Here is a 26,192-nt window from a genome sequence, read left to right as displayed (position 1 = left end):
CCTCGAACACCCCCTCCGCCGCAAGAAGCGGTGGTCGAAATCCCCGAATACACGCCCAAGACCGCGGGCGCCGTGCAAGTGCACTTTTATTCCGACCATCGCATCAAGGTCGTGATCAGTACCTACGGCCTGCGCCATCCGCGCTATCCCATGAGCGAAGAAGACAAGAAACCCTGGATCACACGCACAGACATCGTTGACGAATGACGCCTGCCTATCCACTGGAGAAAATTTTCAATGAACACGACAAAGCCCGTCGATTCCGCGCTGAATCCTTCGCTGGGTCGCACCCGTGTGGGTGAACGCCCGCTCAGCAATCGCGAGCAATTGCAGCGGGCGGCCGCGCGCTGCGCAGCCAATCCGTCCGGCCCTACGCCCGCATGCAGCGGCTGTGTGTTCATCGGCATGTTCTTTGACGGCACCGGCAACAACGAAACAAAAGATTATCTTGAGCAAAAAGGTGCGCCGCGTGAGATGCGGCACAGTAATGTGGTGAGGCTGTATCACGCACACCCTGACAGAATAAAGATTGCCACCAATGGCTACTACAGCTACTACATCCCAGGCCTCGGCACCCCCTTCCCCGAAATCCGAGACGTCGATGGCGAACGCGACGAGGAAGGCAGCTTGACCCAGAAGTGGCACACCCTCATGCAGCAACTGGGCTCCATCGGAGCGATGAATGGTGCCCCTCGCATCGTGTGGGGCCTGACTCGCATCTTCAATGCCATCACCCAGCACATCTACGAAAAAGACCTGATCGACGACGCAACGGCCAAGGATCTAGCGGTTTCCTTCTTCGACATGATGCTGCCGCAGCTCGTCATCGACGCCCGCCGCCGTGAATCACTCAAGGAATTCTGGCAAAGCGAACTCAAAGCGAAGCTGGCCCATCGGGCTGTCAAGCTGAACCTGATCACCGTCAACGTATTCGGATTTTCTCGCGGGGCAGCCGAAGCTCGGACCTTCGTCAACTGGCTGTACGAACTGTGCGAGCAAAACGACGGCGGCTACCTTTTCGCAGGCATCCCGCTTCGCGTTCAGTTTCTGGGCATCTTCGACACAGTAGCCTCGGTCGGCGCGGCCGGGCTCTACACATTCATCGAAGGCCGCGCGGGCTGGGCCAACGACAGCATGCAGGTCAACCCAGGCGTCGAACAATGCGTGCACATGGTCGCAAGCACCGAGGTGCGAGCCTGCTTTCCCCTGGACTCGGCACGCATCGACAGAAAGTACCCGCCCAACGTGATCGAGTACGTGTATCCCGGCTCTCACTCGGACGTAGGCGGCGGCTACAAGCCATTGGCGCTGGGCCGCAAGGACTGGGGAAGTGACGACGAAGACCTGCAACTCGCACGAGTGCCTGGCTACGAGATGTACTGCGCCGCGCTGGGCGCTGGCGTGCCATTTCAAACCGCTTTCGGTACTCAGAAAATCGAGGGAACCCCCTTCAGAATTGGTGCGTTCGAGCCGCTGCACCAGATGGTTGCGAAAGCCCTCAAACCCTCACCCGCCACAGTCAAGGCATTTGACGACTACTACCTGAAAGCCAACATACAGGCCGGGCCAGTGGAGGACATGGCAAGCCAGCACCTGAGCCTGTATTTCACCTACCGCGTGCGTCACCAGGACTGGAGGAACTCGCCAGCCATGAAGCGGGCGCTCGGGTCACCCAATGGTTCGATCGGCACCTACAAGGACGAACCGCGCACCATGTGGAAAACGCAGCTCGCATTGATCTTCGTCATCTGTTCCCTCTGCGACGAAATCCAGCGCCGCATTCAAACCGATGGCACCGAAGATCAGGTTCTGCGGCAACGGTACGACGCCTACGCCCAGGTGAAAGACGGTACCGTCGAAGGACTCTCGCAGTGGTGGCCCGGCAGTTCCATTCACGCCTTGGTCGGCTCGGCGATGGGCGGCTTCTCTGCCCGCAAAGGCTTGATGGAAAACCGGCCTCTTGAAGACGATTGGCGCAAAGCCATCGACAAGGCGAACCGGGCGCCGCATTACCTGGCCGAGTGGCGAAGATTCCTGGCCCGGGCGACGCAAGCCGAAGTGCGCGATATCGTCGTCGAGCGCGATGGATTGCGCCTGCTCGAAGCCATTCAATCCAGGCCGGTGCCCGTCGAGGTGGCGACACTCTTCGAAGACCTGGTGCATGACAGCATGGCTGGCTTCATCGGATTCGGCATGCCAGAGTTCGAGACGAATGGCTACGGCATTGCGAAGTTTCGCCGTATATTTTTCGGCGACAACGGCGACAGGATGCTGCGCGATGAGGCCGAGCACGGCAACACGATGCGTGCCCGGGCGCTCGATGCGAAGCGCGCCAAGGACCGCGCGCAACGCTCAAAGTGGGACGGGGAAGCTACCGGATTCCGAAATGCGATGCCGCACTGACGAGCGGCCATCGCGAATCCGGCATCCACACGAGGGACGAGTTGACGAGCGCCGGTGCGGTGTTCAGTTCGACGCGACCCGCACCCAACGCTGCGTCTTGCCGAAGAGCGGGATGCCGACATACGCGTGCAGCATCAGCTCGCCCGCCGCATTGCCGGCGGTGCTCACGGACATGTTGCAGCTGTAGAGCTTGCCGTTCTCGCGGTTGTAGATCTGCCCGGTCCATTCGGTGGGCGGGCGTGCGGGGTCGGTGGCATCGACGGGCGCGAAGTCCTTGAGCAGCGTCATGCCCAGCGCGGGGCGTTTGTCGGCGGCTTGCATGTCGCCGCCGCCGGGCGCCATCGAGCGGTTGCCCAACACCTTGGTGACGGTGCCGCACAGCGCGGTGCCGCAGGGCGCGACCTCCACTTCGAGGTTGCCGTTCGCGGTGATCCAGCGCCCACGCGGATCGGAGGCCGATGAAGATTGCGCCTGCGCCGCGAAGGCCGTGGCGAACAACATGGCGGCGCCGAATGCGCGGCCTGGACGATGGAGCGATGGCGTGGTCATGACGGGGCCTGGTGTCGAGTGGATGAGGCGCCCATTGCATCGCGCCGCGCACCCGCATGTGTTTCGACTCACCCGCCGATTCGTCGCACTGCGTATCTGGCCCGGGGCCGGACACGGTGCGATACAAAAATCCGCGCCACTCAGCTTGCAGCGCGCATCTGCTCACGCGTGCGACGCCTCCAGCGCGAGATAGAAGAAGGTGGTGCCGCACGGCTCGCCCCCGGGCAGCAGCGCGAAACCGGGGATCGCGCCCACGCGCTGCCAGCCCATGCGCGCATACAGCCGCTCTGCTTCGGCGCTCGAGGTGTCGAGCACCAGCAGCGTCTTGCGGTGCGTGCGCGCCTCGTCTTCGGCGGCCTGCATCAGCAGCGCGCCGATGCCCCGGCGCCTCGCACGGCGGAACACGAGCATCTTGGAGACCTCGGCGCGGTGCGGCTGGTTCTCGGGCTGGTCGAGCACGAGCTGCACGGTGCCCAGGAGGCCCTCGCCGTCTTCGGCCACCAGCAGCACGCGCTCGCCGCGCGCCACGCCGTCGGCCACCTTGCGCCAGAACGCGAGGGCGCGCTCGCGGGTGATCGGCAGCATGAAGCTGACCGACGCGCCGCCTTCGACGCAATCGATCAGCAGGTCGGCCAGCGCCTGCACCTGGGCATCGCTCACCGCGTGAAGGGCACGGATGCGGGGCTTTTCGGTCGTCGTCATTTCTTTCATCTCCAGGAAGTGGGCGCGGTGGTGATCACGACGGCATAGCGTGCGTTCTTGCGCGTGGGGTTGTGATAGCTCATCGGATGGTCGAGCGTAAGCGCGAGGCAGTCGCCCGCGTCGAGGCGGTGAAGGTCGTCGCCCACGGTGACTTCGATGCGGCCTTCGAGCACCCACACCTGCTGGTGGATGCGCGGCTCGCGCGCGGCCGTCTCGTAGGCCACGCGGGCGCCGGGCGGGAAGTTGACCTCGACGATCTGGATCGGGGAGATGGCGCCGCCCGGCGAGACGTTCCGGCGCACATAGCCGGAGTGCGGATCGCGCCATTGCAGCTGGTCGGCCAGGCGCGACACGGGACTGGCGGCGGGTCCGGCATCGTCGAAGAGCGATGCGAGCGGAACGCCCAGGCCCGTGGCGAGTTTTTCGAGCAGCACGGCCGTCGGGCTGCTCTCGCCACGCTCGATCAGGGAGATCATCGAGCGGCTCACGCCGCAGTGCGTGGCCAACGCATCGAGCGACAGCCCGCGGGAGGCGCGCAGGTCGCGCACGCGCTGGGCGATGCGATCGTTGAGAGTGGTGGCCGGGGCCGGCGTCGATTCCGTCATATTGGATGAAATATCCAATAAAAGGGAATTCAGGTCAACCTGTGATTTGCTCGGACAACCGGCAATTCTTCGAACGAATATTCGGCGAACAGATTGAGATCATTCCACTTATCACCAGCACGCATTCGACATGAGCGCCAACGACCCCGACCCTCTGCCCTCCACCTTCATCGACTTCGCCGACGGGCTCGCCCCGCCTTCGGCATTGCGCGCGCCGATCACCGCCGCTTACCGGCGCCCCGAACCCGAGGCATTGCCGCCCTTGCTCGAACAGGCGCGCCTGCCGGCCGCACAGGCCGAAGCGGCCCATGTCCTCGCCCACCGGATCGCCCTGCAACTGCGCAATCGCAAGAACGCCGCGGGCCGCTCAGGTCTCGTGCAGGGGCTGCTTCAGGAATACGCGCTCTCCTCGCAGGAAGGCGTCGCGCTGATGTGCCTGGCCGAAGCGCTGCTGCGCATCCCCGATGCCGAGACGCGCAACGCGCTCATCCGCGACAAGATCGCGCACGGCCAGTGGCAGTCGCACGCGGGCCGCAGCCCCTCGGTGTTCGTCAATGCCGCGACCTGGGGCCTCTTGCTCACCGGCAAGCTGGTGGCCACGCACAGCGAGACCGGCCTCTCCACCGTGCTCACGCGCCTCATCGGCAAGGGCGGCGAGCCGCTGATCCGCAAGGGCGTGGACATGGCGATGCGCATGATGGGCGAGCAGTTCGTCACCGGCGAGACCATCGCGCAGGCGCTGGACAACGCGCGCGAACTGGAGGCCGAGGGCTTTCGCTATTCGTACGACATGCTGGGCGAAGCGGCGCTCACGACCGACGATGCCAAGCGCTACCGCATCGCCTACGAAGACGCGATCCACGCGATCGGCAAGGCCTCGAACCACCGCGGCGTGTACGAGGGCCCGGGCATCTCCATCAAGCTCTCGGCGCTGCACCCGCGCTACAGCCGCGCGCAACACGCCCGCGTGATGGACGAGCTGTACCCGGTGCTGCGCTCGCTCACGATGCTCGCGCAGCAGTACGACATCGGCATCAACATCGACGCCGAGGAAGCCGACCGTCTGGAGCTCTCGCTCGACCTGCTGGAGTGCCTGTGCTTCGAGCCGGCGCTCGCGGGGTGGAACGGCATCGGCTTCGTGATCCAGGGCTACCAGAAGCGCTGCCCCTTCGTGATCGATTGCGTGATCGATCTCGCGCGCCGCAGCCGCCACCGCCTCATGGTGCGGCTGGTGAAAGGCGCGTACTGGGACAGCGAGATCAAGCGCGCGCAGATCGACGGACTCGAGGGCTACCCCGTCTACACGCGCAAGGCCTACACCGACGTGTCGTACCTGGCCTGCGCGCGCAAGCTGCTCGATGCACCCGACGCCATCTGTCCGCAGTTCGCCACGCACAACGCCCACACGCTCGCCGCGATCTACACGATGGCGGATCCGTCGCGCTACCAGCCGGGGAAGTACGAATTCCAGTGCCTGCACGGCATGGGCGAGCCGCTCTATGAACAGGTGGTCGGCCCGCTCGGGCGGCCTTGCCGCATCTACGCGCCGGTGGGGACGCACGAGACGCTGCTCGCGTACCTGGTGCGCCGGCTGCTGGAGAACGGCGCCAACACCTCGTTCGTCAACCGCATCGCGGACCCGACGATTCCGCTCGATGCGCTGGTCGAAGACCCCGTTGCGACGGTCGAGCGCATGGCGCTGGAAGAAGGCGCCGTCGGCTTGCCGCACCCGGCCATTGCGCTGCCCGCCGCGCTCTACGGCAAGCAGCGCATCAACTCGCAAGGCCTCGACCTTGCGAACGACGACAGCCTCCGCCTGCTGGGCGAAACGCTGCGGGCCTCGGCCACCGAGCCATGGCGTGCGGAACCGCTGCTCGCCGAAGACGGATCGCGTGGCATGGCCGCTCTTCCGTGGGCCGACGTGCTGAACCCCGCGGATCATCGCGACGTGGTGGGGCAGGTGCGCGAAGCCACGCTGGCCGAGGTCGAATCGGCCGTGTCGCAGGCCCAGGGCGTCGCAGCGACGTGGGCCGCCACGCCGCCCGCCGAACGCGCCGCCCTGCTCGACCGCGCGGCCGACCTGCTCGAAGCACAGCAGCCACGCCTGCTCGGCCTGCTCGCGCGCGAAGCCGGGAAGACCTATGCCAACGCCATCGCCGAAGTGCGCGAGGCGGTGGACTTCCTGCGCTACTACGCCGCGCAGGCCCGCACCGATTTCTCGAACGACACGCACCGCGCGCTCGGGCCGATGGTGTGCATCAGCCCGTGGAACTTCCCGCTCGCGATCTTCACCGGCCAGGTGGCCGCTGCGCTCGCGGCCGGCAACCCGGTCCTGGCCAAGCCCGCGGAGCAGACGCCGCTCGTCGCCGCCGAAGCGATCCGCATGCTGTGGCAGGCGGGCGTTCCGCACGCCGCAGTGCAGCTGCTGCCCGGGCGCGGCGAAACCGTGGGCGCCGCGCTGGTCGGCGATGCGCGCGTGCAGGGCGTGATGTTCACGGGCTCGACCGAGGTCGCGCGCATCCTGCAGAAGACGCTGTCGGCGCGGCTCGGCGCCAACGGTACGCCCGTGCCGCTCATCGCCGAGACCGGCGGGCAGAACGCGATGATCGTGGACTCCTCCGCGCTCATCGAGCAGGTGGTCGCCGACGCGATGGCCTCGGCCTTCGACAGCGCCGGCCAGCGCTGCTCCGCGCTGCGTGTGCTGTGCGTGCAGGAAGAAGCGGCCGACCGGCTCATCGAGATGCTCAAGGGCGCGATGGCCGAGAGCTGCATAGGCAACCCGGCGCGGCTGGCCGTCGACGTGGGGCCGGTGATCGATGCCGAGGCGCGCGACAACATCGAGCGTCACATCGCCACCATGCGCAGCCGCGGCCGCCGCGTTTACCGGCAAGGGCGCGAATACGCGCACGACACGCGCCAGGGCACCTACGTGATGCCCACGCTGATCGAGCTGGACAACATCGCCGAGCTGCAGCGCGAAGTGTTCGGGCCGGTGCTGCATGTGGTGCGCTTTCGCCGCCGCGACCTGGGCGCGCTCGTGGGCCAGATCAACGGGACGGGGTACGGGCTCACGCTGGGCGTGCACACGCGCATCGACGAGACCATCGCGCAGATCGTCGGGCACGCCAAGGCGGGCAATGTGTATGTGAACCGGAACATCGTGGGCGCGGTCGTGGGCGTGCAGCCGTTCGGCGGCGAAGGTCTGTCGGGCACGGGGCCGAAGGCGGGCGGGCCGCTCTACATGTACCGCATGCTGTCCAGGCGGCCGGACGATGTGCTGGTGCGGGCGATCGCGGATGCGGACCCGGGCAACGCATCGCCGACGCAGGACGGTGCATCGCATGCCGCGCTGTCGGCGCTGGCGCGATGGGCGGGCGAAACGAGGCGCGATGCATTGGCAACGCAATGCCGGCGCTTCGGTGAGCTCTCGCGGGCGGGCTGCTCGCGCACGCTGGCCGGCCCGACCGGCGAGCGCAACGTCTACACGCTGCAGCCGCGCGAGGCCGTGCTGTGCCTGGCCGATGCAGAGGCCGATCGGTTGACGCAGCTCGCCGCCGTGTTGTCGGTGGGCAGCACCGCGATCTGGCCTGCGGATGCCGGCGCACAAGGCCTGCTCGCATCGCTGCCCGTCGAAGTGCAGCAGTCGGTCGCCATCGCGAGCGACTGGACTTCGGAGACCGTGGTCTTCGATGCGGTGCTTCATCACGGCGATGCGGCTGGCCTTGCGGAGGTCGCGCGGCACATCGCGTCGCGGCCGGGGCCGATCGTCGGGGTGCGCGCATTCGCGACTGGGGATGCGGGCATTCCGCTCGAAAGCCTTGTGGTCGAGCGAGCGCTCAGCGTGAACACGGCTGCTGCGGGGGGCAATGCGAGCTTGATGACGATCGGGTGATGCGCAGGAGTCATTCAGGGCGGGTGCACAGGCCACCGGGTACTCCCCTCCGCGAATGTCCCCCGGGCTTCGCCCTCCTCCTTGATTTCGCTGCGGGGAGCACCCGATGCCCTGCGCACCGGGGCACGCTCTGGGTGAACCGCCGATCAACCACTGCCCTGAAAGCGCTCGCACTGATGGTGGGCTCTGTTTCGCGAAATCAAGGAGGAGGCCGCAGGCCGGGGGACATTCGCGAAACAGAGCCCACCGTCGGCGCGAGTGCCGCCCTGAACAGCGCGCCCTACTTGTCGAACGCCGGATCGATGGGCACCCGATACCCGTTGACCAGCCGATTCGTCTCGTTCGCCATCCCGACCACGCCCATGAGCTCGCCGAACATCTCGGGCGTCATGCCTGCCTTCTCCGCGCCCGCGTGGTGGCTCGCGATGCAGTAGCCGCAGCCGTTGGAGACGCTCACCGCGAGGTAGATCATTTCCTTGACCACCGGGTCGAGCGCGCCGGGTGCCATCACTTCTTTCAGGCTCGACCAGGTGCGCTTGAGCGTCACGGGATCGTTGGCAAGGTACTTCCAGAAATTGTTGACATCGGGCACGTTGCGCGAGGTCTTGATGTCGTCGAACACGGCCTTGACCTCGGCGGAAGCGTTCGCGTAGTCGATCGGTTGGGGCTTCATCGAATCTCCTGAATCAGTGATGGTTCGTAAACATTTAGTAGCCGTTCGTTCACAGTCATTGTGAATTAGGTCCTATGTTGGCGAGGCCTCGGTTCATACATTGGTGGCCTTCATAAATCAACGCATCCCAAGGGTGCGTCAGGGGGAAACCAGCATGGATCGTGGATTCAGGAGTGCTGTCGTCTGGACGGCGACGGGATTGTTCTTGTCGGGCGCATGGGCCGACGTCACCATCGGCGGCAACACCTATGTCGCCGGCTCGGGCGCGGTGTGCAGCTCGACCGGGGCAGGGCCCACTTGGTCGTGCCAGGTGCCCAACGGCAACGGCGGCATCGCGCTCGTCGCCGGCGTGCCCGGCGACCCCGTCAACGGCGGGCCGAACGCGGCCGCGCTGCAGACCATCGTGAACGGCAACCTGGGCAGCAGCGCCGTGCTGGTCGGCGACACCACCACCAAGGCCACCGGCTACGGCAGCGTGGCGACGGGCATCGATGCCAGGGCGACCGCAACCTACGCGACTGCGCTCGGCTCCACGAGCACCGCGGCGGGCGTGAGCAGCACCGCCGTCGGCAACGTGGCGCAGGCCTTCGGCACCAACGCGACCGCCCTGGGCGCCAACACCACCGCGGTGGCCACGAGCAGCCTGGCCGCGGGCGACCGCGCCACCGCCAGCGACATCAACGCCACCGCGCTCGGCGCGAACACGCAGGCGCAGAAGAAGAGCAGCCTCGCGGCCGGCGACCGCGCGAATGCAAACGGCATCAATGCCGCGGCGCTCGGCGCCAACAGCCAGGCGCTGGCCGACAGCGCACTGGCGGTGGGCGACTTCGCGACGGCGACCGCCGTCTCCAGCGTGGCCGTGGGTTTGCAGAGCGCGGCATCGGGCACGTCGGCGATGGCGCTGGGCACCGGCACCATCGCCAGCAGCACCGGCGGCGTGGCGCTCGGCGCGGGCGCCATCGCCGACCGCGCGGGCATGGGCGGCAAGGCGGAGCTCTTCTCCAACACCGCGGTGGGCTCGACGCAGGGCGCCATCTCCGTGGGCAGCGCGGGCGGCGAGCGGCAGATCGCCAACGTCGCGGGCGGCACGCAGGCGACCGATGCCGTCAACGTGCGGCAGTTGCAGGCGGTGCAGTCGCGCGCGGTGAACTACGGCACCAACGTGGACGGCAGCGTCAACTACAACCAGGTCACGCTGGGCAACGGGCAGGCGCCGGGCGGCACCACCGTCTCGAACGTCGCGCCCGGCGTGGCGGGCACCGATGCGGTCAACGTGAACCAGCTGAACGCACAGGGCAGCCAGGTCAACCTGCAGAACAACCAGCTGCGCAACGAGATCCGCGCGACGCAGCGCGACGCGAATGCAGGCACCGCCGGCGCGATGGCGATGAGCGGCATGCCGCAGGCGTACATCCCGGGCAAGAACATGGTCGCGGCCAGCGTGGCGGGCTACGAAGGCCAGAACGCGATCGCCATCGGCTATTCGAGCATCACAGACAACGGCCGCTGGGTGATGAAGCTCACGGGCTCGGCCAATTCGCGCGGCAGCGTCGGCGTGACCGCCGGTGCCGGGTACCAGTGGTGAGCAACAGCAAATTCAAGGGATCTTTCATGACACACGCAAAACAACGACGCATGCGCCCTACCTCCCTCGCCGTGATCGGCACCGCCGCCGCGCTCTTGGCGCTGCAAGGCTGCACCTCCTACGTGAGCCGCGGCATCACCGACGACGGCAAGGCCACCGAAGTGGTCTGGCCCAAGGTGGACGACGCAACGCAGAAGGAAGGCAGCTTTCCGAACCGCGACAGCCTGCGCGCCATCGGCCCCGGCGCGACCAAGAACCAGCTGTACGAACTCACCGGCCGCCCGCATTTCTCCGAGGGCATGGCGGCCGTGCGCGAGTGGGACTACATCTTTCATTTCCGCTCCGGCAACGGCGTGACGACCTGCCAGTACAAGGTGATCTTCGACCGCAACTACCAGGCCCGCAGCTTCCACTGGCTGCCCGAGTTCTGCGGCAGGCTGGGCGCGTCGGCCTGAACTAGGCCGCGCGGAACACGGGCGACGACGACAGCGGCCGCCTGAGGTTGATCGCGTCGTCCGCATAGAGGATCGCGAAGGCCTTGCGCTTCTCGCTGAAGTTCACGCCGGCGCCCGCGTGGTGCAGCGAGCGGTAGTTGAAGGCCACCACGTCGCCCGCATCGGCCTCGTAGCCCACGATGTCGAAGGCGCGGCGGTTGGCCTCGATGTCGCGCACCTCGAAGCGGCCGGCCCGGCCGTACTCGGCCTTCCACAGGTGCGAGCCGCGCACCACCTCGATGCCCGTCTCGCGCGGCACGTGGTCCACCGGCATCCACACGCGCACGATGCGGTGGCTGTCGGCCAGGCCGTACGAGGTGTCCTGGTGCCAGGAGGTCGCGGCCATCGGGTCGCCGGGGTCGCTGTCGAAGAGCTGGTCGTAGATCCAGCGCAGCCGCCGCGTCACCGTGAGCTGCCGCGCGACCTCGCCGGCGCCGGACTCGAACATCACCTGCTCGTGCTCGACACCGTCCTGCGCGCGCCGCACCCACTCGGGCGAGATGATCTGGCGCAGGCACACCACGCCGTCCCGCAGGAACCTGAGGCGCTCGTCCATGCGCACGTCGCGCAGCAAAGGGTTGTTCATGGCGTGCTCCACAGTCACCGCCCTGCCCCCGAGGCTTGCAGGCCTTGCCTGGGCGCCCGCATGAAGAAGAACAGCCAGCCGATCATCAGCGCGGCCATGCAGGCGAAGCCCAGCGTCATCGCGTGGATGGTCTGGATGTACGAGACCGGCGGTTTGGAGGCGAGCATCGCGATGCCGAACACCACCGCGCCCACGACCGAGCAGAACAGCAGCGCGCCCGGCCGCGCCGAGGCGCGGAACCCCGTGCGCAGGCACATGGTGAGACCGAAGATGGCGGGCGCGTAATAGAACGGCGAGAAGTCCATGTGCCGGTAGTTCTCGCCGAAGGCCAGCACCACGAGGTGCGGGCCCAGCAGGCCCAGCACCACGCCGGCCGCCTCGGCGATCAGGAAGCCCGCCAGCACGAACATCACGAAGAGCCGGTGCACGCTCCTGCGGTCTTCGGCATGCCAGCGCGCCGCCAGTTGCGGCAGCAGGTAATAGCCCAGCGCCGCGAGCACGTACTGCATCGGCAGGAGGAAGGTGATGTAGATCTTCAGCAGCCCGCCCTGCTCCGCATCGGCCGACGAGCCCAGCAGCAGGATCGCGCCGCCCGTCATGATCCAGCTCATGAACTGCGAGAGGCTGGCCTTCCAGCCGTAGGCCATCGACTCCTGCACCGTGAGGCCCTGCGCATCTTTCGCCGCGGGCAGCGCGGGCATCACGTGGCGCAGGTTCAGCAGCACGAGCACGAGGAACGGCAGCTGAAGCAGCGAGACCAGCAGCAGCGCCTCGCCCCACGTCGCGGGCTTCTCCACCCCGAGCACCGCGACGTAGCCCACGCAGACGAGCACGCCGGTCGCGCACAGCATCGCGTAGCGCCGCCCCGTGAGCAGCAGGCTGCGCGAGAGCCAGAAGATCTCGTAGCCCACGATGAGCGCCACGCCCACCCAGCGCAACTGCCCCGGGAACACGATGAGCTGCCAGCAGAGGTACCCCGCGAGCGAGAGGAGCGCCACGAGCGCCCAGCTCGTCCACGCGGCCGAGCGGCTCGCGTAGAAGCGCCGGATGAGCAACGGCTCGTGCACCATCGCCGTGTGCAGGATGTACTGGAAGCTCACGACCGCCAGGAACGCGGAGGCCACGCCGAAATCCGAAGGCGACAGCACGCGCGCGAGCGCAAAGCTCAGGAGCAGCTGGCTCGCGCTGTAGATGCACTGGTCCGCAATCGCGAAGACGGGACCGCCCAGACGCTTGCGGATTCCGGAAAGACGCGCCATCGCCTCTAGTCCGAGATCGACAGCAGCACCGGATAGGCCGAGGCCTTCGCGGAGAACCCGCCGCCCGTGCGGGGACCGCAACTGCCGCGCCGCGCCTGCGGGAAGAAATCGACGCGCGTGCACTTCTTGCCTTCGGCGACGGGGACGGTCACGTCCTTTTCCGACGCCTGCGTCCACAGCACGTGCAGCAGCGCGTCGTCGCGCTTGAGTACGAGCTGGTTCACGCCCTTCGCGTCGTCGTAGGAGACCTTCTTCGAATGCCTGGCGATCTTGAGGAACTCGGTGAGCGCGGAGAACGCCTCCTTCTTCTCGCCGGCGTTCGACATGATCCCGAAGTTGTCTTCCTTGGAGAACGAGGAGCGCCCACGGTCGCGCCATGCATACAGATTCAGGAGCTTGATGCCGGCCGCGGCGTTGATGAGGTACTCGCGGAACACCAGCGAGGCCTGCGTGCTCTGGCTGCGCACCGGCAGATAAGAGGCGTAGCCCCATTCGGAGATGGCGATGCCGGTTTTCTTGAGGTCGCGCTTGTCCAGCTGCGCGCGCAGCTTCTCGTAGTCGGCGAAGGCCGTCTCGGGCACCGGGCGGTAAGGGTGGATGGAAATGTCGGTCAGGCAATCGGACTTCGCGGCCGAGACGAATGCGTTCTCCAGTTGCGCGGGCACCTTGCCGCCGACGAACGGCAGGTTCGCGAAGCCGAAGCCCACGACGATGTTCGGCTGCACCTTCTGCCTGGCCATGTTGGCGCACAGCTCGGACGACGCGGTCTCGAAGTCAGCGAGCAGCGCGGGGTTCAGGAAGGTCTTGTGGTCGGGCTCGTTCCACACCTCCCACACCGCCACGTCGCCGGTGTGCGCCTTCATGAAGTCGACCGCGAAATCGGAGAACAGGCTTTCCTTGCGGGCGCCCTCGCGCCAGTCCTTCGGGCCCAGCCCCCAGATCGCGCTGCCGCCGAAGAGCGTCACGATCGCATCGAGCTTCGCGTTGCGCACGCGCTTGATGAGGCGCGGGTAGTCGATGAGGTTCGGGTTCACGCTCTTGAGCGGCGGCCGCACGCCGAAGCGCACGAACTCGAAGCCCGCCGCGCGGATTTCGTTGAGGTCGGCATCGGTGATGGTGGCGGGGTCGATCTGCACGCTCAGCGCGACCGGGTAGTCGGTGTCGATGCCGCTCACGCCGCGCGCTTGCGCGGGCGCCACGACGGCGGCGGACACGCACGCGCACGACAGCAGCGCCGCCTGCAGCAGGCGCCGGGCTCGGCTTGTGAAGATCTTCATCGGAGAACCGACTCCTTGTAGAGGTTGACGATGGCCGTGTTCATGCGCTGCGAGGTGAACTTCTCTTCGAAGATCCGCCGGCCGGCCTGGCCCATCTGGCGCAAGGCGGCGTCGGAGAGGCCGTCGATGTCGCGCAGCGTCTGGTCCATCTGTTCGAGCGAAAAGAGCCGGCCGCTGGTGCCGTGCGCCACGATGTCGACCAGCCCGCCGACCGCCGATGCGAACACCGGCTTGCCGCGCGCCATGGCCTCGACGGCCACGAGGCCGAAGCCTTCCCAGCGCGACGGAACGATGGTGGCGTCGCATTCGCGGTAGACGGCATCGAGCGCGTCCTTCTCCAGCCAGCCCTTGAATTCGACCTGGTCGGATTGCGCGAGCGCGAGGTCCTTGCGCACGGAATCGCCCACGACGATCAACTTGAAACTCGGCTTCACCCGCACGTAGGCGTCGAGCAGCGCGTCGATGCCTTTCTGCTTGTCGAGCCGGCCGACGAACAGCACCTTGCGCGGTTCGGTGCGCACCGCCCCGGCGGGCGTCTCGCCCGATGCCGGCTCGATGCGGTCGATGCCGTTCGGAATGCAGCGCAGGTGCTGGATGCCGAACTTCTCGGCGACCCGCGTCTCGTGGTCGCTGATGCAGATGATCGCGTCGCTGCGCCACGAGAGCAGGCGCTCGATCCAGCGGTAGGCGAGCGTCTTGTAGGCGGGGCCGGTCTGGTCGAAGGCCCAGCCGTGCGAGCAATAGACGATCTTCACGCCGCGCGGCACCTGCCCGACGAGGGCCATCGCGCGCACCACGCCGCCGGCGATCGAGCTGTGCAGGTGCAGCACGGCCGGGCGTTCGGCCGCGATGATCCGTCGCACTTCCCTGGCGTACGCGAGGAGCGCCGAGGCCTTGCGCGCCGTGGGCACCACGTGCGTGTTCTCCGCGCCCAGCCAGTCCACCTGCCCCGGCAGGACGAACTTCACCTGGCTGATCTCCGGCGAGGTCTTCTGGTAGCGCGAGACGATGCGCAGGTACGTCTCCAGCCCGCCCTTGAGCGTCTCGGCAACGTGCAGTACTTTCATGATGGCGCGCCTCGCATCAGATGAGCGCGTGCGTGCCGGCGATGACTTCGCCCTTCAGCGCATCGAGCCGGTCGCGGTTCGCATTGCGGTCCCGCAGCAGCTGCAGCACCGAGGCCTTGAGCTGGTCGGGGCGCGGCGACAGGTCGAACAGGTACTGCGTGCGCCCTGTGAGGCGGAAGAACGACTCGACCTTCTTGTCCCAGTTCATGCCCACCGAGGGGATGTTCAGGCTGTAGGCCACGATGTTCGCGTGCAGCCGGTGCGCCGCGATGCACGAGCACGCGCTGATGAGCGACACCAGGTCGTCGGGGCGCTTGGGCACGAGGAACGCGGTTTCCGCCGCGGCGGGCCGCGCCGAGATCTCGGCCATGACGCGGTTGTCTTCCGCCGCGCCGTTGGTGAAGTAGAGAACGCGCGCGCCCTCCTTCTGCAGCGCCTCAGCCAGGTTCGCGAAGAAATCGGCCGAGCCGATGGCGTTGGCGTCGCCGTATTCCGAGTTCATGACCAGCGCATCGAGGCTGCTCACGCAGATGCCCACGTCCCACTTCTTCTCGGGCGAAAGCTCCTCGGAGAACGCGCTCTCGCAGACCAGCGCCGGGTCGGGCACCACGCGGATGTCCGGCCGGGGAATGCGGAAGATGTCGTGCAGGTTCTTGGCCGACTCCGCATCGCGGGTGGCGAAGAAAACGGGCGCTGCGTTTTTGAAGAACTTGTTGACCAGCACCTTGCCCCAGTAAGACCACTTGGCCGTGACGCCCACCGACACCACCGCCACCCGCTTGCCGCGCAAGAGGCGGCTCAGGAGGAAGAGCTTGGCCGGGAAGTTCAGCGCCACGTCGCAAAAAAGCTGCCCGCCGCCGACGATGACCAGATCCGCATCGCTCACGGCCGCCTTCCAGTGCGGGCGCCAGCGCTGGAAGTAGTTCTTCAGGCAGTACGCGAACACGATGGCCGAGCGCACGAGCGCCGGCAGCTTCTGGAAAACGCCGAACGCGCCGCCGCCGCGCAGGTTGTCTTCGTCGAATCCGTGCCGCCCGGCAATGTCGAGGAATTCGACCTTGGCGTCCGGGTATTTGAGGCCGGCAATGTGCGCCAGCGACGCGGCAATGACCCCGTCGCCCAGGTTGTCGCTGAATGGCACAGCGCAAATCAGGATTTTTTTCATGGGAGGAATGGTTTTCTCTCTGCGACCTTGATGGCGATGAGATAGAGCAATACCGAAGTCAAATGCCGGGTGAAGCTTCCGAGATCGGGCTCGAATATCAATTGCACCAGGATGTGCGCAATGAACAGGCTGGCGAAGAAGCGGACTTCGAATCGGTCATGCCCGCGCCGGGCTTTTTTACGTGCGCGATAAAGAATGATCAGCATGGCGCCGATCATCAATTGCATGAAGAAATCGCTCGCCGTCTGGAAATAGAGCACCGGCGTGATCAATACCGTGCCAGCATAGACGTAATTGACCAGGAACCCCGGGCCGGTGGCTGGGGATGCGACATTGGTGAAAGCCGTCCGGTTGTCGCTGCCGATCTGCTCCGCATAGGCGTTGGACGTATCGCGCGGCGATTGCAGCGTTTGCAAGACGCTGGACGGCGCCGCCAGAATGGCGCCTGCCGCAATAGCGGCCGCCAGCAAATGGTATTTGAGCGGACGCCGCCAGAGCCAATAGACACCGAAGAACACGCCGACGATCAGCAGATAATATTGCCGGACGAATATTCCATAGACCACGTAAAGAAAGAGAAACGACACGAAGGTGAATTTCTTCGAGGTCCGAAAATAGATCGCAGACACGGTGATGAACATCGTCATGATGAGCACCACGGTTTCCTTCGACGGTGCAAACATGTTGAGCATGATGCACGGCGCAATCAGCAGCAGCCGGGAAAAGAAATCGCCGGCACGGCGAATATCGTGCGTCGCAAAAAAAAGGAACAGCGCGCTCACCAGGCAGGTGAAGATGTCCAGGTTGTCCACGCCGATGAGGCCGAACAATGCCGCGGTCACCGCGAACGAATTGTCCAGGTCGCCGCCCGCGCCGCCGTAATTCAGGATCTCGATGATCTTTGCCGAATCGACGCTCCATTTCTCGGGAAGCGATTCCCTGAAAAAAGCGTAGATCAGCACGTACACGACGACGAGCGCAATGCCCGCGATCGAATATTGATTGAACCGCCGCCTGTTCCTGGGCGCATTTCCCTGGGGCGCGAATTTCCCCGGCGGTCTTCCCGCAATGGCAGGACTCGTCAGCATATGGATTCCATTCCGAACATTCGAAGACAAAAATTCCCCTGCACCGGCCGCTTTCCAGCGCTGGTTTTTTTATTCTTCTCAGTCGTCGGCCGCCGCTGCGGCCGCAAATCGTCAGTGGGTCAGTGCGGGCCGGCGAATTCGGTCATCGCGACCCATGCCCCAAGGCGACCACCCAGATGGTCTTGATGAAGATGTCCACATCCTTCACCACGGACAGCGTCTCCACGTACCGCACGTCCAGAGCGACGCGGGCGTTGTAGGTCAGCTGGTTGCGGCCACTCACTTGCCAGAGGCCGGTGATGCCGGGCCGCACGGCGCAGTAGTGGCTCCAGTCGTGCCCGTAGAGCGACTTCTGCTCGAGCATGCAGGGGCGCGGGCCGATGAGGCTCATCTCGCCGATCAGCACGTTCCAGAATTGCGGCAATTCGTCCAGGCTGGTCTTGCGGATGAATTTGCCGAAAGGCGTGATGCGCGGATCGTTTTCCAGCTTCTGGTATTCGTCCCATTGCCGGCGCGCCTCCGGATTGTTTTTCAGGTGCTCTTCGAGCACCTGTGCCGAATTGGCCGTCATGGAGCGGAATTTCCAGAACCGGAACACCCGGCCGTCTTTTCCATAGCGCGGCTGCGAATAGAACACGGGCGCGCCGGAACTGACCGCGACGCACAGGCCGATCAATACGAACACCCAGCCGAACGCGATGAAGAAGAAAAGCGCGGCGGCAATGTCCACCGATCTTTTTCCGACGCGGAGCAATACCGGGTGATTGACGCGGTTCTGCCCCATGTCGTAGGGCGATTCATGGTGACGGTTTTCCGAATTGTCCCAGCCTTGCGGGACCATCGATTCTTCGGGGCGGAGGTTTCTCATGGTTTTCTCCATCCAGATATGGAATGCGAAAGAATTTCTTCCGGAAGGTATTTCATTGGCGACGCACCTTTCCTCATGCAGGCGAAATGCCTGCACCTCTTCGGTTATGGCCTTGATTTTTTGTGGCCGACACGACCCGCACAACTGCCTCGTTGCTTCTGCATTTGCAGAAACGATTGCGCGGCCAACGGACTACGAAAAATGTAGGAAAAATGAATGAATATTCATTGGCACTACATTTCTTTTGAGTGAATACAATTTGAGTAGGGGCTCGATGCACATGCCAGAAAGTCAAGCGCATCGAATTGAATTTAACTCCAATTTTTCACGGTCTAGGTGGAATCCCTGTTGGATTTATAGCTGTATTGTAAGTGCTTGTAAGTGCCATATTTATATCCCCCACTGCCAGCATGGCGGCGCGATAGGTCAATAGCATTCAGAATTACGCCATTTACCGATCGGCCTGCATGCGCAAGCCGCCGGACCGTTTCATTCAATTCGCCGAGCTGGGTTTTTTCGGCGCGCGCGACCAGCAGCAAGGTGCTGGCGAGCGGCGCCACCGAAGCGGTATCTGCGGCCACCAGTACGGGCGCCGTATCGACGATGACAAGATCGTAGCTGGGCGATAACCTGTCCAGAACGTGGACAAAAGATTCACTCATCAGCAACTCCGCCGGATTGGGCGGCAGCACACCGGTGGTGATGACGTCCAGGTTCGGCAGGACCGATGGGCGCACGGCCTTCTCGAAATCGAGGGTTCCTGCTATCAATTCCGACAAACCGCCGGCTCGTGAAATAGAGAGGAATTGATTGACCCGGCCTTTTCGCAAATCGGCGTCAATCAAAAGAACTCTTTTGCCGGTTGCAGCGCTGATGGCCGCGAAATTGACCGAAATAAACGTTTTGCCTACACCGGGGGTCGCGCCGGAAATAAGCAGGCGATTGTTGGTCGCCTCCAGCATGGCGAACTGCAGCGCGGTGCGCAGGCTGCGCAGGCTCTCCACCGCCGGGTCTTCGGGTTGCAGGTGCGAGAGCACGTGCAGGCCGGGGACCTTGTTCTCGATGTTGCGGTCGAGCGTGCGCTGCGCGGCGCTCAGCGGAATGCTGCTGTAGACGTTCAGCCCCGTGTGGGTCTCGATCTCGCTCGGGTTGCGGATGCCGCCGAAGAACGAGCTGCGCGCCACCGCGGCCCCGATGCCGGCGGCCAGGCCGAGGACGAGCGCGAGCGCGACGACCAGCGGCCGCTTCGGCCACACCGGTTCTTCGGGAACGATGGCCTCGTCGAGCAGGCGCACGTTGCCCACCTTGCCCTCCTTGGCCAGGCGCATCTGCAGCGAGCTGTTGAGCAGCGACACATACAGGTCGGTGTTCACCTTGATGTCGCGCTGCATGCGCACGGTGTTCTGCTGCAGCTCGGGCATCTTGCGGATGCGCGCGTCGATGCCGGCGATGGCGCTCTTCCAGGCCTTCACCTGCGTGTCGAGCGTCTGGATGGCCGGGTGCTCGTCGGTGAAGCGGGCGGCGAGTTCGCGGCGCTTCTGTTCGGCTTCGAGCAGCTTGGATTGCAGGTCGACGGTCTGCGTGAGCGCGTTCTTGGCCTCGTCGTCCAGGCTCACCGTGCCGTTCTGGTTGCGGTAGCGGTTGTAGGTGTCCTCGGACTGCTCCAGCTGCGTCTTGAACTGCGGCAGCGCCGTGTCGAGGAAGCCCAGCGTCTTCTCGGCCTCGGCGGCCTTGCGCTCCATGTTCTGGCGCACGTAGAGCGTGCCGATCTCGTTGAGCAGCTGCGTGAGCTTCTTGGGGTCGGCGTTCTTCCAGCTCACGTCGAGCACGCCCGACTGCTTGCCCTTCTCGACGACCTTCAAGCTGTCCTGCAGCGCGAGCAGCGTCTTCTGCGTGGACGAGCGCACGAGCTGGAACTGCGCGCCCGGCTTGCCGCTGATGCTGGTGACCATGAGGCCCAGGCTGCCGTTCGCCACGTTCGGAATGTTCGCCGAGAGCAGCGTGCCGACGGTGCCCTTGAGCGGCACCTCGATGTCGGGATTGCTCAGCTCGTACTGGCCGTTGGTGCCCAAGGTGAGCGTGAACGGCTTTTCCTCGAAGTCGGGCGGCACGTCCAAGCGCGGCACCAGGATCTGCTCGGTGCCCGTGACGTAGCCCGAGAGGCCCATGAAGCCCGGCTCCGAGAGTTCGGTCGCGCGGCGGGAGAGATAGCTCCCCACGAAGGGCGCATAGCGCGGCCGCGCGCTGATGTAGAGCTTGGTGTTTTCCACCGCCTTGCCCAGGATGGCGCGCGAGCGGAGGATTTCGATCTCGCCCGCGGCCGGCGTCTTCACGCTCAAGAGCGAAGAGGCCGCATCGCCGAGGAAGCTGCCCGCGGAGTTGCCCGAGTCCTCGACCTGCACCGCGAGGTTGCCTTCGTAGACGGGCTTGCCGAGCAGCGCATACGCGGTGCCCAGGAACAGGAAGACGGCGACCACGGCCGCGACGAGCCAGCGGTTGTCGACCAGGATGTCCCAGTACTCCGTGAGATTGATGCCCTCGCCGTCGTCGTCCAGCGACTGCATCGCTGGGGCGGCTTGCTGGGATGCATTCATGTGGTTTGCTGCTCAGGTTTTGTGATCTTCAGGACGCGGTCGATCCACGTCCGTGCGCCCGCGTCGATGAGGGCCAGCGCCCGCTCGAACGCCGCGTCGCCCTGCCGGTACGGGTCGGGCACGTCCTGCGCGGTGGTGTCGGCGATGCGGAACACCTTGCCGCGCACGAACGGGTAGGCCGACTCGAGGTGGCGGCGCTGCGCCAGGTCCATCACCAGGATGAGGTCGGCCTGCCGGCACAGCATCTGGCTCACCTGCTGGGCCACGTGGCCCGAGATGTCGATGCCGCGCGCGCGCATGAGCGCCTGCGCGGTGGGATCGGCGGGCTTGCCCACGAGCGCGCCGGTGCCCGCGGACACGACGCGAAGGTGCGGCAGGCCCGCCGCGAGGAGGCCCTCGGCCATCGGGCTTCGGCAGATATTGCCGATGCAGACTGTGAGCACGGTTTTCATCGTCGGCGGCTCATCGGTGGTTCGTGTAGATGCGGTCGCCGATGTCCATGACCTGGGCGGCGGGCAGGATGAGGCTGGCCACGCGGTTCCAGCTCACCAGCGGCACCGAGTCGATGTAGACGACGTCGCGCGGCTGCAGCGGAAAGCGGTCGGCCAGCGCGAGTGCGGCGGGGTTCTTCGCGTTCAGGTGGAACACGGCCGGCGTGCCCTTGGCGGTGTTGCGCACGACATAGATCTGGCCGGTGTTGGCGGTGCCCAGGCTCGCGCTGCCGGCCTCGCCGAGCGCCTCGTTCAGGCTCAGGCGCCCGTTGTGCATGAGCAGCGCCGAGGGGCGCAGCACTTCGCCCATCACCACGACCTTGCTTTCGTCGCGGTTGCGCACCTGCACCACGTCGCCGTTCTGCAGCGGGATGTCGCCCGCGCCGTTGCCCAGGTCCTGCAGGCGCGTGAGGTCCACCAGTGTGGTGCGGTCGCCGCGCGTGAGCGTGACGAACGAGCGGTCGCCGTTGGCGGTGATGCCGCCGGCGCGGTTGAGCGCCTCGGCCAGCGTCATGGGCACGTCGGTGAAGATCTGCAGCCCCGGCGTGCGCACCTCGCCCTCGACGAAGGCGCGGCGGCTGCGGAACGACTGGATGCGCACCGTGACCTGCGGCTCCCTGATGTAGCGGGCGATGCGCTTGGCGATGAGGTCGGACGCCTCGATCTCGGTCAGCCCCTGCATCTTCACGCGGCCGATATACGGAAAGCTGATCTCCCCGTTGGCGCCCACGATGAAGCCCGGCGCCACGCTGATGCCGGTCGGGTCGACCTGCTGGGTGATGACGGCGCCGGCGTTGGGCAGGAGCTCGGGGTGGTCGTAGACGATGACGCCCACGACGTCGCCCGGTCCGATGGTGTACGGGGCGGCCTCGCCGAACAGCGCCTTCACGTCGGCCGGCACCGCGGTCGGCTGCGCATCGGCCATCGCGCGGATGAGCGAGGGCGAGATGGGCGTGAGCGCGCCTTCGGGCGAGCCGTCGGTGGACAGGGCGGGCGCCGGGGACTGGTCGGGCTCGTAGGCCACCACGGAGCCGAAACCCGGTGCGCAGCCCTGGAGCAACATCGCGCCGGCCAGGGCGACGCTCCACCCCATCAGGTACACGTAGCGTGTCAAATTGATCTCCATTGCAAAACTGGTTTTTTCAACCGCTGCGGCTCATATGCAAAGGTCGAGCCCGATTGATGCGGGGGGTCGCCTTTTGATCGCGGCGCACGTCAAAGCGGGCTTGCGCTTTACCGGTACGCGGTCGAAAACCCAATTGTCGCTGCGGTCGAAGACCTCCTTTTTCGTCGCAGACGCGCAAAAATCGTGTCCATTCGTGGCGCAACCCTGCGCCATGCAGGGTTATCCCTTATCGCACTCTTTGGAAGGCTGTTTTCATTGGGAAAACGGGCGCTGGAACAGCATTCCGGAATCCAATTCAGGCCATTGAAATGGCGACTAATTAATTACCCCTGTGCGTGGGGCGATCGTCGCATCCAGACCACGAAATCCCGGATTCAAGGGTTTTTGACCTTGCGCCCCGTTTTTGTAAGATTTTGTATTTTCGTGCAACCCCTCGAATGAAGAGAGCCCTTCGAAGATGGGGTACCCTGTTCGCGGACCGGGTGCGGTGGCACCACAAGGGGCACCTCGCTGGCCGTTTCCGCCCGGTTTTGAATTGCTGTAGGTTTTTTGGGCTACTTCGAATTGATGCAGCCGTGCACAGGAGCGGCACCAAGATCGTGCAACGATTGCACACGAAATAAAATGAATGATTTCAGATTCATTTTGAATTGAAACTTTCGTAGTGTTATTTCAATTCTGGTAATTTGCATGCCACGGGATTTTCGTAATTCCGTCATGCAAAACCGATCTAATCGAGGCAACGACCGGAGGAGGCATGAAAAAGAATTCAATGCGAACGCACCGCAATGGAATCGCGAAATTCCGGGGAATTCGGCGGGCCTGTCCGCGGCCAATAAATGCAAAAGGCCTCACAAGGAGGCCTTTGGTGGATGTTCCGCCCAGCGAGGCGGAACGGCGGCGCGGCTTACTGCTCTTCGTCGTTGCCGCCCTGGGCGAGCTTGTCCTTGGTGGCGCGAACGCCCCGCAGCACAAGGTACAACGTGATGCCGACCAGCGCCAGGAACACGGCCAGCGCCCAGCCGCCCATGCCGAATGCCCACCACCAGAACAGGCCGCTCAGTGGCAGCAGCACCAAGGCCAACAGCAATTCGATGAAGATCAAGCGCATCTGTCTCTCCCCCTTCGCTCGGGCACGCGTCAGCCCCAAGGATGTGTAAAAAATCGCTACGCGTGTCGGGTGCGAGAGGATAGCTTAAGAAAAGTGGAGCGAATGCAGGTTACGGAACGCTGCACACGCAGTATTTGGTGCCAACCTGCGTGCCGCCTGACCGTGCGGACCGCGGCGCGAGGCCTTGCGGCTCAGGCCCGTGCCGATGCGCGGAATTCCCCAGGCGTCATGCCCTGGATGCGCCGGAAGTGCCGGTTGAAGTTCGAGATGTTGTTGAACCCCACCTCGTAGCAGATGCTGCTGACCTGCTGGCGCGTCGATGCCAGCAGGCGGCAGGCCGTGGCCACGCGCAGGCCGATCACGAAATCGGTGAAGGTCTGGCCGGTGGCACGGCGAAAGCTGCGCGAAAACGCGTTCTCCCGCATGCCCACGATCGCGCCGACCTCGCCCAGCGACAGCGCCTCGGCGTAGTTGTCGCGAATGTGGTCCAGCGCCTTGTGGATGCGCAACGCGTGGCCGTGTTCTTCATCGCCTTCGCCGACGGGCGTGGCGCCGGCGAGCAGCCGGTAGTCGGTCCACTGCGCGAGCTCGCCCAGCAGCGCGGTGAATTCGGAGAACCGCGCGAGCCCGTGCAGCGACGCGATGCGGCGCAGCCGCGCGAGCGTGCCCTCGCCCAGCCCCACGAACTGCACGCCCTGCCGCGCGCGCGCCAGCAGAGGCCCCGCATCGCCGAGCTCGGGAAAGAGCGCGATGCCGCGGCGCAGCGGCTCGTCGCCGAAGCGCAGCACCAGGCCATCGTCTGCAGCGCCGCCGGACATGGCCCGATGCGCGAGCGCCATGCTGTGCGGCAGGTGAGGCCCGAGCAGCACCACGGTGCCGGGCGCGAAGCGGTGCGTCTCCTGGCGGGCGCCGCTGCCGATGCGCAGGCTCGCGGGCATGGCGCCGACGAGGTGCAGCTCGTGGTCGTGCAGGCAGCGCGCCTCGTGCGCCCGGCCCGCCTGGACCGGGAACGCGATGGCGGACTCGCAGTGGACCGTGTTCAACAAGGCCGCATCTCCGACCGAAGCGACGTGCCGCGGGGCATCAGCCCTGGCGCGCCGGCGGCGGCGCGGCCATCTGCTGCTGGAACGCGGCGAGCAGCCGGTATTCCTCGCCGAGCTTGCGCGGCAGCGACAGGTACACCGGCAGGAGCTGCCGGTAGAGCGCGGCGTTCTTGGCGTTGGGCGTGTGGCGGTGCGTGGCGCCGACCATGCCCGCGACCACGTCCAGCGAATCGACGTGGCCCAGCGCATAGAGCCCGAGCACCGCGGCGCCCAGGCACGAGCTCTCGAAGCTCTCGGGCACCACCACCTCGCGGTCGAACACGTCGGCCATCATCTGGCGCCACATGCCCGAGCGCGCGAAGCCGCCGGTGGCCTTGATGTGGGCGCTGCGCCCCGCGATCGATTCCACCGCCGGCAGGATGCTGTAGAGGTTGAAGATCACGCCCTCCAGCACCGCGCGGATCATGTGCTCCTTGCGGTGGTGGATGCCCAGGCCGAAGAAGGAGCCGCGCAGGTCCGCATTCCAGTACGGCGCGCGCTCGCCGGTGAGGAAGGGGTGGAACACCAGCCCTTCGGAGCCGGCCGACACGCGCTCGGCGATGCGCGTGAGCACCTCGTAGGTGTCGATGCCCAGGCGCTTGGCGGTCTCCGCCTCGGCCGAGGCGAACTCGTCGCGCACCCAGCGCAGGATGATGCCGCCGTTGTTCACCGGACCGCCCACCACCCAGCGCCGATCGGCGAGCGCGTAGCAGAAGGTGCGGCCCTCGGGGTCGGTCATCGGATGGTCGACCACGGTGCGCATCGCGCCGCTGGTGCCGATGGTCACGGCCACCTCGCCGGGCGCGACCGCGTTCACCCCCAGGTTGGAGAGCACGCCGTCGTTGGCGCCGATGACGAACGGCGTGTCGGCCGCCAGGCCCAGCTGCGCCGCGACGTCGGCCGCAAGGCCCTCGATGTGCCAGGTGGTCGGCACCGGACGCGGGAGCTGGTCGGCGCGCACGCCGGCGAGCGCGAGCGCGCCTTCGTCCCAGTCCAGCCGCTCCAGGTTGAAGAGCCCCGTGGCCGAGGCGATCGAATGGTCGACCTGCCACTGGCCGAAGAGCCGGAAGAACACGTACTCCTTGATGCCGACGAAGCGCGCCGCGCTGGCGAAGAGCTCGGCGCGCTCGTGGCGCAGCCACACCAGCTTGACCAGCGGCGACATCGGATGGATCGGCGTGCCGGTGCGGCGGTAGATCGCGTCGCCGTCCCACTCGTCGCGGATGCGCCCGGCCCAGGCCGAGGCGCGGTGGTCGGCCCAGGTGATGCTGCGCGTGAGCGGCGTGCCCTGGGCATCGACCAGGATCAGGCTGTGCATCGCCGCGCTGAAGGACACGGCGAGCACGTCGCCCAGCGCGGCCTTGCAGGCCTTCACGCAGCCGGCGATGGTCTGCAGCACGGCCTGGAAGATCTGCTCGGGGTCCTGCTCGGCGGCTGCGGCCTCGGGCTGCAGCAGCGGGTATTCGGCCGCGTCGTGCGCCACCACGCGCCCGGCCGGCGTGAAAGCCACCGCCTTGGTGCTGGTGGTTCCGATGTCGACCCCGATGACGATGCGGCCCATGGCGTGTCTCCTTG

22 protein-coding genes are annotated in these 26,192 nt (G+C 65.8%); 5 read left to right on the top strand and 17 right to left on the bottom strand.

Annotated elements, in window-relative coordinates; translation table 11 throughout:
• Both RT97_RS32925 and RT97_RS32255 read left to right on the top strand, forming a co-directional pair.
• Positions 1–207 (top strand): DUF3304 domain-containing protein (locus RT97_RS32925; RefSeq protein ID WP_155403951.1); only part of this gene is annotated, 207 nt, incomplete at its 5' end.
• A 30-nt stretch (positions 208–237) separates the two neighbouring features.
• Positions 238–2,403, top strand: coding sequence for a T6SS phospholipase effector Tle1-like catalytic domain-containing protein (locus RT97_RS32255; RefSeq protein ID WP_080898502.1), 2,166 nt, complete (start codon positions 238–240; stop codon positions 2,401–2,403).
• Between the two features lie 63 nt (positions 2,404–2,466).
• Here RT97_RS32255 and RT97_RS31250 read toward each other — a convergent pair whose 3' ends face one another.
• The 3 genes from RT97_RS31250 to RT97_RS31240 form a co-directional block, all read right to left on the bottom strand.
• Positions 2,467–2,952, bottom strand: coding sequence for a DUF2147 domain-containing protein (locus RT97_RS31250; protein WP_080898501.1), 486 nt, complete (start codon positions 2,950–2,952; stop codon positions 2,467–2,469).
• Between the two features lie 162 nt (positions 2,953–3,114).
• Entirely contained in the window at positions 3,115–3,663 is a 549-nt protein-coding gene (locus RT97_RS31245; protein ID WP_042582743.1) for a GNAT family N-acetyltransferase, read from the bottom strand.
• Positions 3,660–4,259 (bottom strand): helix-turn-helix domain-containing protein, encoded by a 600-nt coding sequence (locus tag RT97_RS31240; protein ID WP_042582742.1) that lies wholly within the window; start codon positions 4,257–4,259, stop codon positions 3,660–3,662. The genes RT97_RS31245 and RT97_RS31240 overlap by 4 nt, the downstream gene beginning before the upstream one ends.
• A gap of 130 nt (positions 4,260–4,389) precedes the next feature.
• Here RT97_RS31240 and putA point away from each other — a divergent pair, with 130 nt between their 5' ends.
• The gene (gene putA, locus RT97_RS31235; protein ID WP_042582741.1) at positions 4,390–8,151 is read left to right on the top strand and encodes a trifunctional transcriptional regulator/proline dehydrogenase/L-glutamate gamma-semialdehyde dehydrogenase; all 3,762 of its coding nucleotides are present in this window, start codon (positions 4,390–4,392) and stop codon (positions 8,149–8,151) included.
• A gap of 280 nt (positions 8,152–8,431) precedes the next feature.
• Here putA and RT97_RS31230 read toward each other — a convergent pair whose 3' ends face one another.
• A complete protein-coding gene (locus RT97_RS31230; protein ID WP_042582740.1) occupies positions 8,432–8,824 on the bottom strand; it encodes a carboxymuconolactone decarboxylase family protein in 393 nt (130 codons plus the stop codon).
• A 205-nt stretch (positions 8,825–9,029) separates the two neighbouring features.
• Between RT97_RS31230 and RT97_RS32250 the strand changes: the two genes are divergently transcribed.
• Positions 9,030–10,409, top strand: coding sequence for a YadA family autotransporter adhesin (locus RT97_RS32250; protein WP_155403950.1), 1,380 nt, complete (start codon positions 9,030–9,032; stop codon positions 10,407–10,409).
• Between the two features lie 50 nt (positions 10,410–10,459).
• Positions 10,460–10,864 (top strand): outer membrane protein assembly factor BamE, encoded by a 405-nt coding sequence (locus RT97_RS31220; protein ID WP_042582739.1) that lies wholly within the window; start codon positions 10,460–10,462, stop codon positions 10,862–10,864.
• Between the two features lies 1 nt (position 10,865).
• Here RT97_RS31220 and RT97_RS31215 read toward each other — a convergent pair whose 3' ends face one another.
• The 13 genes from RT97_RS31215 to gntK form a co-directional block, all read right to left on the bottom strand.
• Complete coding sequence (locus RT97_RS31215) at positions 10,866–11,489, bottom strand: phytanoyl-CoA dioxygenase family protein (RefSeq protein WP_042582758.1); 624 nt, start codon at positions 11,487–11,489, stop codon at positions 10,866–10,868.
• A 14-nt stretch (positions 11,490–11,503) separates the two neighbouring features.
• Positions 11,504–12,748: a lipopolysaccharide biosynthesis protein gene (locus RT97_RS31210; RefSeq protein WP_042582738.1), complete on the bottom strand. Its 1,245-nt coding sequence runs from the start codon at positions 12,746–12,748 to the stop codon at positions 11,504–11,506.
• 5 nt (positions 12,749–12,753) lie between these two features.
• Entirely contained in the window at positions 12,754–14,025 is a 1,272-nt protein-coding gene (locus RT97_RS31205; RefSeq protein WP_042582737.1) for a hypothetical protein, read from the bottom strand.
• Positions 14,022–15,092: a glycosyltransferase gene (locus tag RT97_RS31200; RefSeq protein WP_042582736.1), complete on the bottom strand. Its 1,071-nt coding sequence runs from the start codon at positions 15,090–15,092 to the stop codon at positions 14,022–14,024. Before RT97_RS31200 ends, RT97_RS31205 begins: the two co-directional genes overlap by 4 nt.
• A gap of 16 nt (positions 15,093–15,108) precedes the next feature.
• Positions 15,109–16,257 (bottom strand): polysaccharide pyruvyl transferase family protein, encoded by a 1,149-nt coding sequence (locus tag RT97_RS31195; RefSeq protein WP_042582735.1) that lies wholly within the window; start codon positions 16,255–16,257, stop codon positions 15,109–15,111.
• The gene (locus RT97_RS31190; RefSeq protein WP_253278359.1) at positions 16,254–17,345 is read right to left on the bottom strand and encodes a hypothetical protein; all 1,092 of its coding nucleotides are present in this window, start codon (positions 17,343–17,345) and stop codon (positions 16,254–16,256) included. The genes RT97_RS31195 and RT97_RS31190 overlap by 4 nt, the downstream gene beginning before the upstream one ends.
• A 142-nt stretch (positions 17,346–17,487) precedes the next feature.
• Positions 17,488–18,309: a sugar transferase gene (locus RT97_RS31185; RefSeq protein ID WP_253278358.1), complete on the bottom strand. Its 822-nt coding sequence runs from the start codon at positions 18,307–18,309 to the stop codon at positions 17,488–17,490.
• 236 nt (positions 18,310–18,545) lie between these two features.
• On the bottom strand, positions 18,546–20,807 hold the full coding sequence (locus RT97_RS31180; protein ID WP_042582734.1) for a polysaccharide biosynthesis tyrosine autokinase: 2,262 nt from the start codon (positions 20,805–20,807) through the stop codon (positions 18,546–18,548).
• Positions 20,804–21,259 carry a low molecular weight protein-tyrosine-phosphatase gene (locus tag RT97_RS31175; RefSeq protein ID WP_042582733.1) on the bottom strand — a complete coding sequence of 152 codons (456 nt, stop codon included), beginning with the start codon at positions 21,257–21,259 and terminating at the stop codon, positions 20,804–20,806. Before RT97_RS31175 ends, RT97_RS31180 begins: the two co-directional genes overlap by 4 nt.
• 10 nt (positions 21,260–21,269) lie before the next feature.
• Positions 21,270–22,424 carry a polysaccharide biosynthesis/export family protein gene (locus RT97_RS31170; protein ID WP_042582732.1) on the bottom strand — a complete coding sequence of 385 codons (1,155 nt, stop codon included), beginning with the start codon at positions 22,422–22,424 and terminating at the stop codon, positions 21,270–21,272.
• Between the two features lie 907 nt (positions 22,425–23,331).
• Complete coding sequence (locus RT97_RS31165; RefSeq protein ID WP_042582731.1) at positions 23,332–23,535, bottom strand: hypothetical protein; 204 nt, start codon at positions 23,533–23,535, stop codon at positions 23,332–23,334.
• 191 nt (positions 23,536–23,726) lie between these two features.
• The gene (locus tag RT97_RS31160) at positions 23,727–24,581 is read right to left on the bottom strand and encodes an AraC family transcriptional regulator (protein WP_042582730.1); all 855 of its coding nucleotides are present in this window, start codon (positions 24,579–24,581) and stop codon (positions 23,727–23,729) included.
• Positions 24,582–24,618: 37 nt separating this feature from the next.
• A complete protein-coding gene (gntK, locus tag RT97_RS31155) occupies positions 24,619–26,178 on the bottom strand; it encodes a gluconokinase (RefSeq protein ID WP_042582729.1) in 1,560 nt (519 codons plus the stop codon).
• Positions 26,179–26,192: the final 14 nt, after the last annotated feature.

The organism is Variovorax paradoxus (genome assembly GCF_000834655.1).
Classification (GTDB): Bacteria; Pseudomonadota; Gammaproteobacteria; order Burkholderiales; family Burkholderiaceae_C; genus Variovorax; species Variovorax paradoxus_F.
Note: the sequence above shows the minus strand (reverse complement) of the source record. Positions and strands in the feature narration are given on the sequence as shown.